The 13723-nt window shown below is 37.7% G+C and carries 17 protein-coding genes; 2 read left to right on the top strand and 15 right to left on the bottom strand.

Annotated elements, in window-relative coordinates:
• Nucleotides 1–17: 17 nt before the first annotated feature.
• The 15 genes from recO to AAG186_RS05090 form a co-directional block, all read right to left on the bottom strand.
• A complete protein-coding gene (gene recO, locus AAG186_RS05020; protein ID WP_342621331.1) occupies nucleotides 18–716 on the bottom strand; it encodes a DNA repair protein RecO in 699 nt (232 codons plus the stop codon).
• The gene (gene era, locus AAG186_RS05025; RefSeq protein WP_161636375.1) at nucleotides 706–1602 is read right to left on the bottom strand and encodes a GTPase Era; all 897 of its coding nucleotides are present in this window, start codon (nucleotides 1600–1602) and stop codon (nucleotides 706–708) included. The genes recO and era overlap by 11 nt, the downstream gene beginning before the upstream one ends.
• Entirely contained in the window at nucleotides 1592–1993 is a 402-nt protein-coding gene (cdd, locus tag AAG186_RS05030; RefSeq protein ID WP_125164419.1) for a cytidine deaminase, read from the bottom strand. The genes era and cdd overlap by 11 nt, the downstream gene beginning before the upstream one ends.
• A complete protein-coding gene (locus AAG186_RS05035; protein ID WP_125164418.1) occupies nucleotides 1990–2358 on the bottom strand; it encodes a diacylglycerol kinase family protein in 369 nt (122 codons plus the stop codon). The genes cdd and AAG186_RS05035 overlap by 4 nt, the downstream gene beginning before the upstream one ends.
• Complete coding sequence (ybeY, locus tag AAG186_RS05040) at nucleotides 2333–2776, bottom strand: rRNA maturation RNase YbeY (protein ID WP_125164417.1); 444 nt, start codon at nucleotides 2774–2776, stop codon at nucleotides 2333–2335. The genes AAG186_RS05035 and ybeY overlap by 26 nt, the downstream gene beginning before the upstream one ends.
• A 64-nt stretch (nucleotides 2777–2840) precedes the next feature.
• Complete coding sequence (phoU, locus tag AAG186_RS05045) at nucleotides 2841–3473, bottom strand: phosphate signaling complex protein PhoU (protein ID WP_161636374.1); 633 nt, start codon at nucleotides 3471–3473, stop codon at nucleotides 2841–2843.
• Nucleotides 3474–3481: 8 nt separating this feature from the next.
• Nucleotides 3482–4234, bottom strand: coding sequence for a phosphate ABC transporter ATP-binding protein PstB (pstB, locus tag AAG186_RS05050; RefSeq protein ID WP_125164415.1), 753 nt, complete (start codon nucleotides 4232–4234; stop codon nucleotides 3482–3484).
• A gap of 2 nt (nucleotides 4235–4236) precedes the next feature.
• The gene (pstA, locus tag AAG186_RS05055) at nucleotides 4237–5460 is read right to left on the bottom strand and encodes a phosphate ABC transporter permease PstA (RefSeq protein WP_342621335.1); all 1224 of its coding nucleotides are present in this window, start codon (nucleotides 5458–5460) and stop codon (nucleotides 4237–4239) included.
• The gene (pstC, locus tag AAG186_RS05060) at nucleotides 5457–6410 is read right to left on the bottom strand and encodes a phosphate ABC transporter permease subunit PstC (RefSeq protein WP_342621336.1); all 954 of its coding nucleotides are present in this window, start codon (nucleotides 6408–6410) and stop codon (nucleotides 5457–5459) included. The genes pstA and pstC overlap by 4 nt, the downstream gene beginning before the upstream one ends.
• The gene (locus AAG186_RS05065; protein ID WP_342621337.1) at nucleotides 6407–7309 is read right to left on the bottom strand and encodes a substrate-binding domain-containing protein; all 903 of its coding nucleotides are present in this window, start codon (nucleotides 7307–7309) and stop codon (nucleotides 6407–6409) included. Before AAG186_RS05065 ends, pstC begins: the two co-directional genes overlap by 4 nt.
• A 73-nt stretch (nucleotides 7310–7382) precedes the next feature.
• A complete protein-coding gene (locus AAG186_RS05070) occupies nucleotides 7383–8594 on the bottom strand; it encodes an ATP-binding protein (protein WP_125164411.1) in 1212 nt (403 codons plus the stop codon).
• On the bottom strand, nucleotides 8575–9249 hold the full coding sequence (locus tag AAG186_RS05075) for a response regulator transcription factor (protein WP_161636370.1): 675 nt from the start codon (nucleotides 9247–9249) through the stop codon (nucleotides 8575–8577). Before AAG186_RS05075 ends, AAG186_RS05070 begins: the two co-directional genes overlap by 20 nt.
• Complete coding sequence (locus tag AAG186_RS05080; RefSeq protein WP_125164409.1) at nucleotides 9218–10201, bottom strand: PhoH family protein; 984 nt, start codon at nucleotides 10199–10201, stop codon at nucleotides 9218–9220. Before AAG186_RS05080 ends, AAG186_RS05075 begins: the two co-directional genes overlap by 32 nt.
• Nucleotides 10202–10284: 83 nt before the next feature.
• Complete coding sequence (gene rpsU / locus AAG186_RS05085) at nucleotides 10285–10470, bottom strand: 30S ribosomal protein S21 (RefSeq protein WP_003773874.1); 186 nt, start codon at nucleotides 10468–10470, stop codon at nucleotides 10285–10287.
• A gap of 185 nt (nucleotides 10471–10655) precedes the next feature.
• Entirely contained in the window at nucleotides 10656–12086 is a 1431-nt protein-coding gene (locus tag AAG186_RS05090; RefSeq protein ID WP_342621338.1) for a DEAD/DEAH box helicase, read from the bottom strand.
• Between the two features lie 164 nt (nucleotides 12087–12250).
• Here AAG186_RS05090 and AAG186_RS05095 point away from each other — a divergent pair, with 164 nt between their 5' ends.
• The gene (locus AAG186_RS05095) at nucleotides 12251–12886 is read left to right on the top strand and encodes an ATP-binding cassette domain-containing protein (RefSeq protein WP_342621339.1); all 636 of its coding nucleotides are present in this window, start codon (nucleotides 12251–12253) and stop codon (nucleotides 12884–12886) included.
• Complete coding sequence (locus AAG186_RS05100; protein ID WP_125164406.1) at nucleotides 12879–13661, top strand: ABC transporter permease; 783 nt, start codon at nucleotides 12879–12881, stop codon at nucleotides 13659–13661. Before AAG186_RS05095 ends, AAG186_RS05100 begins: the two co-directional genes overlap by 8 nt.
• Nucleotides 13662–13723 lie beyond the last annotated feature (62 nt).

Genomic DNA, 13723 nt, shown 5'->3' on the forward strand with positions numbered 1-13723 from the left:
CAATTGCTTTCCCTCTATTATACATCAGAAATGAGTTTCCAACTATTAAATTTATAATCCCCATGAAATTCTAAATATTCAACCAATATTTTTAACAACTCATATTGATTGATTGTCTCTAAATATGCATCGACATCACGATCTGAAAAAATTCCAAGTAGTGCAATCATTAATGACTTCGTCGTTTTAAATTGATGGTACGCATGGGTTGCACAGACATAACCGCCCTGTTCAATTGAGAATGCATTTACGTGAGTATTCCCACACACCACACACCCTTCAACATCTGGAGTAAATCCCTGTAATTGAATTAGAAATGCCAAATACTTGATACAAAGCACTTTTAAATCTGTGGATTCAATACAATTTTCAAACCAATTATAGAATGAAGCATGCGTATTGGCATCATAACAACGGACGGTTAATTCCGATACCAACGACATATACATCAACCAATCAAGATCTTGTCGCACTTGTAAATACGCATTGATTGATTCCCCACCTATAATTCGATTTAATTTTTGATTTTGATAATTAAATCGATATTGAACTTTTGAAAATTCTAAACCCAATCGACCTTGTTTTGATTTTGCACGGTAATAACCCGGCAAAACCATCCGGATCAATCCATATTCATAACCAAGAAAATGGACCATTGCATCATGTTCACGAAAAGGAACAATTGACACAATGAATCCAATATCTTTATTGTTCATATTCAGTTTCAATATATCCAAGCTGATTTAACATTCGAGCACGATTACGCCAGTTTTTTTCAACACGAACATAGGTTTCCAAAAACACTTTTTCTCCAAGAACTGTTTCCAACTCTCCACGAGCACGTTCCCCTATTTGCTTAATCATACTCCCTTGTTTACCTATAATGATCCCTTTTTGTGAAGGTCGATCAACGAGGATAACAGCACTAATGATTGTCGCATTCTTCTTCTTAACTATTCGCTCAATCGCAACCGCTACACTGTGAGGTATTTCTTCTTCTGTTAACTCAAGAATTTTTTCACGAACAATTTCAGCCATAATAAATTGTTCGGGGTATGCACTCACTTGATCTTTAGGGTAATACATCACACCCTCTTCCATATAACTTAGAGTCACATCCAATAATCGATCAACATTATTGTTTTCTAAAGCTGAAATTGGAATGATCTCCGTAAATTTAAAATCAGTCGAAGCAGCAATTCGTTCTAAAAGAGCCTGTTCGCTCATCTTATCAACTTTATTAATAATTAGGAATACGGGAATTTTCAATTTGCTTAATCGCTCAATGACAAATTCATCACCAGTTCCAAATGGTTCTGCACCATCAATAATATAGTAAACCAAATCAACGCCTTTAAAATGCGCATAGGCTGTTCGATTCATTCGTTCACCCAACTGATGTTTTGGTTTATGAATGCCAGGCGTATCAATAAAAATAAGTTGATAATCCTCTTCGGTTTTAACCCCGATAATCGCATCTCGTGTTGTTTGTGCTTTTTCTGTAACAATCGCTATTTTTTGTTTAACGATTTGATTAATTAATGTTGATTTCCCAGCATTGGGACGACCAACAATTGAAATAAATCCTGATTTAAATGTCATTTAAGTCCTTCTTTCCAAACATTAATGGCATCAATTCTTCAATGTTTGTGGTCATTGATTCGTTGCCATTTGATAAATAGATCGGTGTTGTCGGTTCAAGCAACTCTGAAAGTACTTGTCTGCATATTCCACACGGTCCTGCTAAAAGACTGCCATCCGTTACGATTGCAATTCCAACAATATCCGCTTGTCGATATCCATGGGAATAAGCGGAAAACACAGCACTTCGCTCACCACAGTTTGTTGCACCATATGATGCATTTTCGACATTTGCACCTACAAACGTCTTACCATCGCGAGTCAAAAGACATGCGCCAACATGGTAATTCGAGTACGGTGCATAGGCATTACGCATTGCTTCAAAAGCTTTTGAAATGAGTTCGTCTTTCATATAAATCTCCTTGTGAGCACGATAACTCCTATAATAATTGCATATATTGCTGCTAACAACACTGCACCTGCTGCAATGTCCTTAATTTCTTTTACATGCAAGTTATAATTTTTAATAAGCAAATCACAAATATCCTCTACGGCTGAATTTAAAAATTCTGTAACCAGAACCATAAAAACTGCACTCACCACAAACATCCATTCAACGGGAGTAATCCCGATCAACGCAAAAACGATGATGGCAATGAATCCAAGAATCAGTTGTATCAGAATACTATGATCGTATAACACTCCGGTCTTAACACCCTGAAATGCCGACTTAAATTTTTTCCGGGTACGTTTAAGAATCTTTGCGAGCGATATCATGCAAGATTTCTTTCTGTAGTCCAAACATAACGACTTCCTCCTCCGGCGTATGATGATCATAGCCTAATAAGTGGAGGTACCCATGTGCTACGAGAAAACAGAACTCACGTTTAAGGGAGTGCCCGTATTCTTCTGCTTGTCGGCGAATCGCATCAACACTGATAATAATATCCCCCATCATAAAAACTTCCTCATCCATTGAACCATCCTCAAAGCTTAAAACATCTGTAGGTCGATCAATATTACGGAATTCTTTATTAAAGTTATGGATGCTTTGGTCATCTACTAAAACAACATTAACTTCTACTGCCTTCTCAAAAGCAGTCTTGCTTAAAGTCTCTTCCAAAATTGGCTTGAGATACGTCTCATAAGCGTCCCAAAAGTCATCATTTGATTGATTAATATAATTTATTTCCATTTTATCACTTCCGCATTAATTATATCACAAAAAAAAGGCTTAAATCTAAGCCTTTTATCACATATTACCCAAAATCGATATGACGTCCTTTCACAATGTAGATTACATGCTCACAAATATTCGTCGCGTGATCACCTGCACGTTCAATATTACGCAAGATTCCAATTGTTTGAGTTGGAATACGATCTGTTTCTATAGGCTCTGAAGCATATCGCGCCATAATCCCTTGAAAAAGTTCATCTAAAGCTTCATCCATCTCCGCAACAACATAGGCATCTTTAACATTCGGTTTCTTCAAAAGCGATACAACTGCATCGAAATTTTCGAGGAACTTAGCCCCCAACAACTCAACATCACTTTGATACTCAGGTTGAGATTCTTTACTTTTAATAACGTATCGCCCCATATTTTTGGCATAGTCACCAATTCGTTCCAAATCCGCGGACACCTTAATCCCGCCAACGACCATTCTCAAATCTTTCGCGACCGGCTGCATTAACGAAAGAATTTCAATCGCTTGATCATTTATGCTTTCATCCGAATCATTAATATAGTCATCTTTCTCTATGACATTTAAAGCAAGTGTTTTATCCTCCGTAACTATTGCTTGAATCGCCATTGCCATCTGCTTACGAACGCGATCTGCCATCGCTAATAAATCCGCTTCAAACACCAACATTTTGTCTTCTAATCGCATAGTTCCTCCTAGCCAAATCGGCCTGTAATATAGTCTTCAGTACGCTTATCTTTAGGGGTATGAAAGAGTTTACGTGTCGTTTCATATTCAACAATATCACCCATTAAGAAAAAGGCAGTCATATCACTGATACGCCCCGCTTGTTGCATTGAGTGCGTTACGATAATAATTGTATAATCTTTTTTTAAATCAAGAATTAATTCTTCAATCTTTGCGGTAGCAATTGGGTCGAGTGCTGAAGTTGGTTCATCCATCAAAATCACTTCAGGTTTTAAAGCAATTGCACGCGCGATGCATAAACGTTGTTGTTGACCTCCTGATAGTCGGAGTGCTGATGAACCCAATCGATCCGAAACCTCATCATAGAGTGCCGCTTTAATCAGTGCGGTCTTAACAGCTTCATCGAGAACATGTTTGTCTTTGATACCTTGGCATCGCAATCCATACGCAACATTATCATAGATGCTCATTGGAAAGGGATTTGGGTGTTGAAACACCATCCCTACCCGTGTTCTTAAATCCACCACATCCACATCCCTTCCATAGATGTTCTCATTTTCAAAAAGTACACTTCCCTCAATTCGACAACTTTCTACTAAATCATTCATTCGATTAAAGCATCGTAGAAACGTCGATTTACCACATCCTGAAGGTCCAATAAAAGCAGTAACTTTTTGTTTTTTTATGTCAATAGATATATCTTTGAGTGCCTGATGATCCCCGTAGAAAAGATTTAAATTTTTAACTTGGAAACTATTCATGATTAATATCCCATCCTTTTTTGAAGTTGCTTAGAAATATATTTGACGGATAAATTTAAGATTAATACAAGCCCTAAAATAACAATTGAAATAGCACTGGCTAACTCAAAATTAGGTTGTTCTTGACTCATAACAGACCAAATATGTACCGCAAGTGAGGTTCCTCCTTGAGTGATACCCGGTGCATCGTTCACAAACGTTCCCATTGTATAGATAAGAGCTGCCGACTCCCCAATTATCCGACTAACTGATAAGAGCACAGCTGATAAGATTCCAGGTAAAGCACTTGGGAGCACCACTTTAAAGATAGTCTGTGTTTGGGTTCCACCAAGTGAAAGCGATGCCGATCGTAAACCGTCAGGTACAACCAACAACGATTCTTTCACCGATCGAATTATAACTGGTAATAAAATTACGGCCATCGTCATCCCGCCAAGAAGAATACTTAACCCCGATACATTAAAGAAAGCGGTGATGGGAAAGAGAACAGCGATCCCTAAAAGCCCGAAGATAATACTTGGAACACCTGCTAACATTTCAATACTGCTTTCTAACATGCGTGTCAACGCAGTATCTGGTGCAATCTCTGTAAGATAAAGGGCTGCGCCGATTCCTAGGGGTAATGCAAAGAGCAACGATGTCCCAATTAGAAGCAAGGTTGCAAGAATAGAACCCCAAATTCCCCCACTTTGTGTTTTATAATAAATGGATTGCAAACTTTGAGCTTCATTTAGCTTTATGTTTAATTGCTGGGCATCATCCCCAGCGACATGGCCAGAAATCATTCGTTCTCCATTGGAGTCACGCAATGTAAGTCGTTCAATTGCATCACCTTTATGAATGACGTGATGCTTTTCAAATTGTGGCCCAGCAGTTAAGTTAATCGTTTCATTAAATGGACTTTTTTCATCCACATACGATACGATAACCGTCTTTTTCCCTTCATGATTTTGATGATCTCGAATGGCAATACCATAGTTTTCATTAAAAACATCTGCAGTATCTAAATTCTCAGGCTCAACAAACATTCCTGATTTTGTATCTGGGAAACCCAGCAAATAATTTTCCGACCAATAATTTGAACGTAACATATCCCAACTGAGTGTATCCTTACCCCGAATTACCACAAAACTAAAAATGCCGATAAGAACAAGAACTGAAAGCAAAGAAGCGAGATACGTGATACCATTTAGGAACAGATCGTGAATTTTACGTTTACGTGTCATTTTCCGTCATTCCCCACTTTCTTTTTGAATGCATGAATCACTAAGTTTGAGATCAAAATAATAACCATAAGCACAATCCCGACACTAAATCGCACATCATAATCAACGCCCGATGTTTCTTTCATTCCTGAGAGCATCGTAGATGTCAGTGTTCGCGTGATATCAAATGGATTCCATGTTGGTCCGGTCGGTTTATTTCCTGCAACCATCGAAACGGCCGTAGCCTCACCAAACGCCCGTGCCAACCCAAGGATGAGCCCCGTAGTTATTCCAGATTTCGCTGACGTTAAAACCACTTTAAAATTCGTTTGAGTCGATGAAGCGCCCAACGCGAGCGAACCAAGTTCTAAATTTTTATCAACCGCATTCATTGAAACGATTGAAAGCGAAGTCATGGTTGGTAACACCATTATCGCCAGTAGGATTACAACCGCTAACATTGATCTTCCACCAAATGTTGAAAAACCAAAAACGGTTGCAAATTCATCGACAAATGGCACTATGACACCCGAAGCAAAAACACCATAAACAACAGAAGGAACTGCCGCAAGCATCTCAATCACCGTTGTGAGTAGCTTGGATAATTTCTTGGGTGCAATTTTAGAAATAAACAATGCAGTGAGCACTGAAATTGGAAACGCAATTAACATTGCTAAAAATGCGGTAATGACCGTATTAATCACAATAAAAAGCACACCATATATCTTCTTGTCCGCTTCCCAAACAAATCCAGTAAGAAAATCCAGTAATGAAATTTGATTTGGACCATATGAAGGAAGAAAAACAGCAATACCACGTTTAAAGATAAATACAAAGATTACAACGACCATCGATGCCGCAAGAATTCCCATCAGTTTTAAAATGCTTTGAACCCAAATATCAATTGTTCTTTTTCGATGTTGATAGCCTTCCGGAGTGTGAACCCCGAAACGATTCTGTTTGTAACTCATACAAGTTCCTTCCATTGCGAGAGTTCTCCGCTAAATATTTTTTGAAGGCGTTCCGGAGTAATATCTTCGAGTGGATTCGCCTCATTAACAACCACGACTACAGCATCCATACAATACACTCCTGATATCATTCCCTTATCCACAGGTTCTTCTTTTTTGAATTTTCGTGACGCAAATCCAATGTCAATATGATTGGCACCATCCTTTTCGCTGCCCAATGTGCGCTTGTAGCCATCACCCGATCCAGTATGATTGGGTTCATATTTAAAATTCCCAGCCATTGGAATAAACGATTCAACCGCAGCTTTAATGGTCGGCTCAACAGAAGTCGAACCACCTGTTTTAAGCACTAGATCTGAATTATCTCTAGACACAATGGGATGACGTTCCTTCAAATCTTCCCATAAAACGCCTTTCGAAATATCCACAATTCCACCTGAGGCCAAAACAATTTCCTGACCTTCAATCGAATTATTTAAGTAATCCAGAAACGCGAGTACCAACGCTTGTTTCTCATTTGAATCAAAATCCCCTTCACCGCGCGTTACAAAACTAAATGGACGCGCAAGTTGATAAGTACCTGCATTCACTGATTCGATGGATGGCATAATACCTAAATAACGTAGTGGTTTAATGCCATTACTTTGAAAATCCGTTGCTAACGATACATATCCAATTGCATTGTGTGCTTGCCCCACTTGGGTAGCCATATCGCCATTCCCTGTTGTTTCAGCACTGTTGTGTGTAATCGATTTGATTCCAGCAATCGATTCGAACGCTTCCCGTGTCCCCGATGAACCGTCTCGTGTATAAACCTTAATTTCATTTTCATTACTTGAAGTATGACACCCACTTAGAATGAATGAAAATAGAAAAAGCAAAATAAAAGATTTCCTCATAATAATACACGCTCCCTTTCCTACCATTACGGAAAGTATAGCGATGCATCATTAAAAGAAAATCAATTAACTGTTAATTCTGTGTTAACTTTATGGTAAAGGTTGTTCCTTTATCAATGGTACTAGAGACATTAATCGTCCCCCCGTGCGCCTCAACAATCGACTTCGAAATCGCAAGACCCAGGCCACTTCCTCCATTTTCACGACTGCGATCTTTTTCCCCTCGATAGAATCGTTCGAAAATATGGGGAATTAAATCAGGTTCCATGCCTTTTCCGTTATCTGAGAAGTTGATATGAACATGCTCATCATCCGTATCACATTGAATTTTGATTCGGCCATTTTCCGCATAATTAATTGCGTTATTGAAAAGGTTAAGAAATACTTGTGACAAGCGAAACTGGTCTGCGTAAACTGTAATATTGGATGGACAGTTTAAAACTACCTTAATATTGGCTTGATGCAGTTCTTGTCTTCGTTCATAGATTAACCCATCAAAAAATTGTTTGAGATTAAAGACTGTTTTCTCTAAATAGACCGTATTTGATTTGAGACGTGATTGAAGCAATAAATCCTCAACAATGTGATCAAGACGGTTATTTTCTTTTTCGATTTGTTTTAAAAATTCTTGCAGCGTTTCAACATCATTGAATCCAGGTCGATTTAAGATTTCAACCATTCCTTTAATGGATGCTATAGGTGTACGCAACTCATGCGATGCATCAGCAATAAAGCGCTTTTGCATTTTTTCACCCTCTAATATACGGGTAACATCTTGAAAAATAAGCATGCAGCCATTGTATCGACGCTTTTCAGTTAAGAACGGTATCGATAACACTTGAAATTCGACATCTTGGTAGCTGACTTGACGAACAAATTGTTTTTCATTTAGGAACGCATCCAATAATGTTTGTCGTATTGGCGAATCAATTTTTACATCGTATACACTCTTTGCATCAACATGAATAAGTTGATCAAAATATTGATTACTCACCTCAAAATCTCCACGTTGATCAATATAGACCAAAGGTGACGGTATTGCATTAATCAACTGCACAGTACGATCAAACGCATAATCGGCTTGCACCGTTGCTTCTTTTTTTACCATTTCAACATCTTCTTTAATTGTTTCAACTTTATTTTTTGTATTTAATGTATCAAGGATAAATAAAAGTGCCATCCCCAAACTTAAAAACAGTATTGAAACAACGGTGCGACTCCAAAGCGCAATCACCGAAAGAAGTACAAGAACGAGTAATTGTATTTTATTCTCTTTTCGCAACATATCCAACTCCTCTCAGCGAATTAATTTTAACATTTGAATCTTCAAGTTTTGTTCTTAATTTAAAAATATGGACATCAACAATTCGCGTATCCCCATCATAATCAAAATGCCAAATCTCTGATAAAATTTGATCACGTGTTAAGACAATATTTTCATTTTGGAGAAGGTAGATTAATAAGTCGAATTCTTTTTTCGTAAGTTCAACATTCTCACCAGCAACCATCACGGTATGTTGATCCAAATTAATCACAATATCCCCGACTTCAATCCTTCGTAATTCGTGGTTCATATCTACCCGGCGTAGATGTGCAGTAATACGCGCCGAGAGCTCTCGAGGTGAAAAAGGCTTTGAGAGATAATCATCAACCCCCGCTTCAAACGCTTCGAGAATATCCGCTTCTTCATCTTTAGCCGTCAGCATAATTAAAACAGCATTTAAACCACGACCTCTAAACTTTGAAACAAGTTCAATGCCGTCGTAATACGGTAACATCCAATCAATAATAATGACATCAAATTGGCCATCAAGAGCCATTTCAAGCCCTTCACGGCCATCTTTAGCAGAATGAACATCAAAACCCATCTGTTTTAAATCATAACGTAACAGACGACGTATTCCTTCCTCATCTTCGATTATTAGAATTTTCTTGCTCACGTCGATCTCCTTCCGCAAACTTTTTAAGAATTTTAATCACCAATGGGTGACGAACCACATCACTGTGCGACAAATTCACAAATTGAATTTCAGAAATATCGGATAAATAATCTTGCGCAACACGAAGCCCAGAAGCTTGATGACGCGGTAAATCGATTTGATCGATATCTCCGGTCACAATCATTTTTGAATTACGACCAAGTCGTGACAAAAACATCATCATTTGAGATTTTGTCGTATTTTGCGCCTCATCAAGAATAATCATTGCATCATCCAAGGTACGACCGCGCATATACGCTAACGGTGCAATTTCAATGACACCTTTATCCATATAGCGTTGAACACGTTCTGGAGAAAGCATATCATCCAATGCATCATACAAAGGTCTTAAATAGGGATCAACTTTTTCTTTAAGGTCTCCTGGAAGAAACCCTAAATTCTCGCCTGCTTCAACAGCAGGACGCGTAAGGATAATCTTTTGTATTTCCCCTTTTTTTAAAAGCTCAACTGCATAACACACCGCTAAAAACGTTTTACCGGTCCCCGCAGGTCCAACCGCAAACGTTAAATCATGGTGCTTGAACGCATCAATAAATACTTTCTGACCTAACGTCTTTGGACGAATGGGTTTACCTGTATAGGATCGAGTTAAGACTTCGTCCAACATTTCGATAAAACGGTCGGTTTGATGATGAGCGACAACGTCAAACAAATACTCAAATTCTTGAACATCGAGTCGTTCATAGTGGTTAATGACAGAAGATGCAAGTCGAATAAATGAAACCGTGTCCTCAACGTTGGACTCAGCACCCTCAATTGAAAGATGAGCGTCCCGTGCTTGAATATTTACTTCATATTTTTTTTCAATAAGATTAATATTTTTATTCTCAATACCAACAAGTTGCTGGAGTGAGATATCAAGTTCGTTTAAATTGACTGTTTGAGTTACCAAGAGTAGTCCTCCTTATGTATTAATCATATCGCAAAATAAAAAACATGCAATAAAAAAGAAGCGCTTAGCGCTTCTGGTTTTTGTTATCTACGTTTTTTACGGCGTGCTTTTTGAGCAGCTTCCGACTTCAATTTGCGTCGTACGCCAGGTTTTACATAAAACTCTCTTTTGCGAGCCTCAGCAAGGGTACCATTACGAGATACTTGACGTTTGAATCTGCGTAATGCGTCATCCAAACCTTCGTTCTCTTTTACTACAATTCTCGACATGACTAACCTCCCTTCTGATGCAAGCAAATTAATTATAACACTTCATCTATCAAAATCAAGTATATAATTAGGATTTTTTCGATATATTGCTAATATATTGCTAAAACCGTAAAAAGCGCGTCATTAAGCACCCTCACACTCACGTTTTGGTGTGTTTTTCTCAAAATGATCTCCAAATGATGTGGTTATCGAACTGACTTTTTACGACGCTGTGTTGACTGCTGCTCTTGCTTTTTATCGTGCAAACGAGAACTGTTCGACTTCTTTGCTTTTTGTGATTGTTTCTTTGCCTTTTTTGAAGCATGATTACTCCAATCGTAGGGTCCATTGAGTTCTTTTTCTTTTTTCTTAGGTTTTCCTTTTGATTTAGAGTCTTTTTGCTTAGTTGGTTTTTTCTTAGTTTTGGATTCTTCAGCTTTTATTCGTTCTAACTTCGCTTTTTTCTTTTTACTAATCTTCCCATCTTTAATTGTTTTATCAAGCAATGGGTAGTTATGTGACTTGACTACAGGAACACGCATTCGAATCACACGTTCAATATCTTTAAGTAATGGGATTTCTTCAAAATTACAAAACGAAATCGCAGATCCACTAAACCCCGCACGACCCGTACGTCCAATTCGATGTACATAAGTTTCAGGAACTTCTGGAAGTTCATAGTTTACGACATATTTCAATTCATTGATATCAATACCACGCGCCGCAATATCTGTGGCTACCATAACATTAATGGTTCCATCTTTAAAACCACTCAAAGCACGTTGACGTGCCCCTTGTGATTTATCTCCGTGAATTGCGACTGCATTGATGTTGCTACGGCATAAATCACGTGCCACACGGTCTGCACCACGTTTTGTACGCGTAAACACAAGAACAGAATCAAAAGACTTATTCTCCAAAACATCAATCAGAAGTTGTGTCTTATTGCGCTGATCGACATAATAAACACTTTGATCTACCGTTTCAACAGTTGAGGATACGGGTGTAACCGCAACCGTTGTGGGATTATTTAAAAGCATCTCCGCAATACTTGAAATTTCTGATGGCATAGTAGCTGAGAAAAGAAGTGTTTGTTTCTTTTTAGGAAGTTTTTTAATGATGCGTTTCACGTCATTAATAAATCCCATATCCAACATACGATCCGCTTCATCAAGAATAAAAATCTCAATATGAGATAAGTCTATATAACCTTGACTCATTAAATCTTCTAAACGACCCGGTGTTGCAATCAGAATATCGACTCCATTACGAAGTGCTTTTACTTGATAACGTTGAGCAACGCCACCAAAGATCACAGTTGATCGTAAATCCATATATTTGCCATACATTTCAAAATTTTCCTGAATTTGGATGGCAAGTTCGCGTGTTGGTGTTAACACGAGCGTTCTTATTTTACGCTTCCCATTACGGTCAAATGCCTTTTGTTTTAAATTTTGTAAGGTAGGAACCGCAAAAGCAGCCGTTTTACCGGTTCCGGTTTGCGCAAGTCCAATGAGGTCTTGATGTTTAAGCAATGCAGGGATTGCTTGTTCTTGAATTGGAGTTGGCTTTTGATATCCCTGCTCCGTTAATGCTTGTAGTATTTTTTCATTTATTCCTAAGTCTTTAAATTCCATATAATTGCTCCTTAAATTCTTTTATACATTTTGTGTTCTTTGACAGAACATCAACCGTTTAATCTTATAGTTTTATGAGCCCAAAGTAAACAAAAATAAATTATTGTGTAGTTTTGCTTTCAATTCCTGATGTTTAAGCTATGATAATTCTATGGAGGCATTTTATGATTGAACTAACAAATCTTAATTTTATGAATATATTGTATTACCCTTCAATTCAGATTATTGAAGGCAAGACAACATTTATCACTGGCCCTTCCGGTTCAGGAAAATCGATACTTCTTAAACTAATCAATGGCATGGTTGATCCACTTGATGGTACCATCTTATTGAAAGATGGTGCGATAGAAGACTATAATCGCATACAACGACGCAGGGACTACATTTTATGTGACCAGTCTGTTTTTTTATTCGAACTAAGTGTGCGTGAGAATTTTCATGCGTTTTATCGTTTAAGAGACAATGCATTATTATCGGATACTCAGATGGAAACATTTCTGAGTTATGCATGCTCATCAGCACATCTCGATGATCAAGTAACTTCAATGTCCGGTGGAGAACGTCAACGAATCTATATTGCGATTTGTCTTTCTTTGGCACGTCATGCGATTATGTTTGATGAGCCCACCTCTGCCCTTGATGATACAACTGCTGATATTCTATTAAATAACATCAAATCTTACTGCAATGAAAATCAATTAACCTTAATTATTGTGAGTCATAATTCTCAGTTGACCGAAAAATATGCCGATGATATTGTCCATATTTCAAATTTAAAGGAGGGCATAAGCCATGAATAGCGGCATTATACAGTTGAGTATTCTTCAATTTAGTTTAATCTATCTTCTATTACTCGTCGTATTGTTTATTATGAAACGAGCACAAATAAGTCAGACCCGACTCTTATTTACCGCAAGCATCAAAATGTCGGTGCAATTGTATTTGTCCGGACTGATTCTAACGTATATTTTCGGCAATCCACATCCTATTTTTGTTATTTTATATTTAATGTCGATGGTCCTTTTTTCTACTTTTAGAATTTTAAAGAAAAATCCACGTTTGAATCCACAATTTAAGCGGGTTATCTTTATTTGTTTAATGGCCTCCGGACTGTTTGTGGTCGCATTTTTTGTAGGTGTTATCGTTAAAACCAGTGTCTTTAACCCTCAATATGCTATTCCCGTTGGTGGTATGATTATTGGAAATGCCATGAATGGCTTAAGCTTAGGCATTAAGACGCTTACTGATACATTGGATCTTGAGCGCAATAAAGTCGAAACACTCTTAAATTTAGGTGTCACACCCAGAAGAATTATGATTCCGTTTGTGAATCAATCTCTCGAAATGGCACTTTTACCAACGCTGAACAATATGCTCAATATGGGTATTATTTCATTACCTGGCATGATGACTGGACAAATAATCTCGGGTACAGAGCCCCTCACCGCCATAATGTATCAAACCGCAATTATGATAGCAATTACCACAGGTGTTGCACTCACAACATTCACATCTCTTTCAATTGGTTACCGAACCTTAATCAATGAAAACGAACAAATTAATTGGTATGAATAAAAAAAAAAGGTATTTTCGCCTTCAAATACATCTTGTGTATCTGAAGGCTTAAAATACCTTTT

This window comes from Erysipelothrix sp. P66 (assembly GCF_038682365.1).
Lineage (GTDB): Bacteria > Bacillota_I > Bacilli_A > Erysipelotrichales > Erysipelotrichaceae > Erysipelothrix > Erysipelothrix piscisicarius.

Bases quoted from the DNA above. Each gene is read 5' to 3' on its own strand.
- recO (WP_342621331.1), bottom strand. From the start codon at position 716: ATGAACAATAAAGATATTGGATTCATTGTGTCAATTGTTCCTTTTCGT.
- era (WP_161636375.1), bottom strand. From the start codon at position 1,602: ATGACATTTAAATCAGGATTTATTTCAATTGTTGGTCGTCCCAATGCT.
- cdd (WP_125164419.1), bottom strand. From the start codon at position 1,993: ATGAAAGACGAACTCATTTCAAAAGCTTTTGAAGCAATGCGTAATGCC.
- AAG186_RS05035 (WP_125164418.1), bottom strand. From the start codon at position 2,358: ATGATATCGCTCGCAAAGATTCTTAAACGTACCCGGAAAAAATTTAAG.
- ybeY (WP_125164417.1), bottom strand. From the start codon at position 2,776: ATGGAAATAAATTATATTAATCAATCAAATGATGACTTTTGGGACGCT.
- phoU (WP_161636374.1), bottom strand. From the start codon at position 3,473: ATGCGATTAGAAGACAAAATGTTGGTGTTTGAAGCGGATTTATTAGCG.
- pstB (WP_125164415.1), bottom strand. From the start codon at position 4,234: ATGAATAGTTTCCAAGTTAAAAATTTAAATCTTTTCTACGGGGATCAT.
- pstA (WP_342621335.1), bottom strand. From the start codon at position 5,460: ATGACACGTAAACGTAAAATTCACGATCTGTTCCTAAATGGTATCACG.
- pstC (WP_342621336.1), bottom strand. From the start codon at position 6,410: ATGAGTTACAAACAGAATCGTTTCGGGGTTCACACTCCGGAAGGCTAT.
- AAG186_RS05065 (WP_342621337.1), bottom strand. From the start codon at position 7,309: ATGAGGAAATCTTTTATTTTGCTTTTTCTATTTTCATTCATTCTAAGT.
- AAG186_RS05070 (WP_125164411.1), bottom strand. From the start codon at position 8,594: ATGTTGCGAAAAGAGAATAAAATACAATTACTCGTTCTTGTACTTCTT.
- rpsU (WP_003773874.1), bottom strand. From the start codon at position 10,470: ATGTCGAGAATTGTAGTAAAAGAGAACGAAGGTTTGGATGACGCATTA.
- AAG186_RS05090 (WP_342621338.1), bottom strand. From the start codon at position 12,086: ATGGAATTTAAAGACTTAGGAATAAATGAAAAAATACTACAAGCATTA.
- AAG186_RS05095 (WP_342621339.1), top strand. From the start codon at position 12,251: ATGATTGAACTAACAAATCTTAATTTTATGAATATATTGTATTACCCT.
- AAG186_RS05100 (WP_125164406.1), top strand. From the start codon at position 12,879: ATGAATAGCGGCATTATACAGTTGAGTATTCTTCAATTTAGTTTAATC.